The following is a 919-nucleotide window of genomic DNA, read 5'->3' as shown; positions in this document are numbered from 1 at the left end:
TCCGCACCCGGCGACGAGCCGCCAGTTCCATGTCATTGTTATGCAGAGGAATGTCGGGATGCTTCAGTACCGCCAACAATTGTTCCCGTTTATCGGTGGTTTTGCTGATGCGGTCATCCAAGGCCGCATACCCGGTCACCTCTTCCACATTCAGACGAAACCGCAGATCTTGGCCCCAGATGACCGCCAGGACATCTTGACGCGTCCCGCCAGGACGGGTATGGTAACTGGTGAACAGGTCGTTGCCCACGACGTGGCAGACCTCGTTCTGCCCATCCACGCGGGTGGAGGTCTGGTCAGTGGCAACCCACGCCCCCGTGGCGAGGCCGGTCTGATGGATGGCCTCCGCGTCATCAGCCCAATGGCCTTCCGGGTCCAGCAGCATCCGCGCCACCGTGCCGGTGCCAATCGTCAGGCCAACATCCCGCAGGAAGGTCAGCAGGGCGGGTTGACTCACGTTCGCGCCATGGCCGAGGGCGGGAACCAGCGCATGAATGGTGGGGCAGAACCCGCCCCGGTAGCCCGGTGGCAACGGCGCGATGATGGTCGTCTTGGTGCTGGGGACATACCAGACCTCCCGGACGAAGCGGACGACCTCGACGTCGATGCGCAAACGCTACACGATGGAATCCGTCGTGCCGTGGCGCACCGCATCCGGCGGAAGGGTCGCGGGGTCCACCACGCACCGTTCCTCGTGGGTCACCGTCAGCGTTGCATGTTTCTTCGGCTTGCCACGGGGCGTGCGCGTGCGGCGCTCGGCCTCCGAGGAGTGGTCGCTCGGTGGGGGCTTCACCGACGGTTTGATATCGGGCTTCCCCGAACCACCCTTCAGGCGGGCGTTCTCATCGCGCAGTTGCTGGTTCTCGACGCGCAGCGCGGCGTTTTCTGCCGCGAGCGTCTCAACGAGGTTCAGCACCTG

Annotated in this window: 2 pseudogenes; both read right to left on the bottom strand. The window is 64.5% G+C overall.

Going from position 1 to position 919, the window contains the following annotated elements:
• Nucleotides 1-457: pseudogene (locus CJ255_RS24580) on the bottom strand (IS66 family transposase); the annotation flags it as partial.
• Between the two features lie 159 nt (nucleotides 458-616).
• Nucleotides 617-919: pseudogene (locus CJ255_RS24575) on the bottom strand (IS66 family transposase); the annotation flags it as partial.

This window comes from Candidatus Viridilinea mediisalina (assembly GCF_002532535.1).
GTDB lineage: Bacteria > Chloroflexota > Chloroflexia > Chloroflexales > Chloroflexaceae > Viridilinea > Viridilinea mediisalina.
This window is presented reverse-complemented; position numbering and strand designations above follow the sequence as displayed.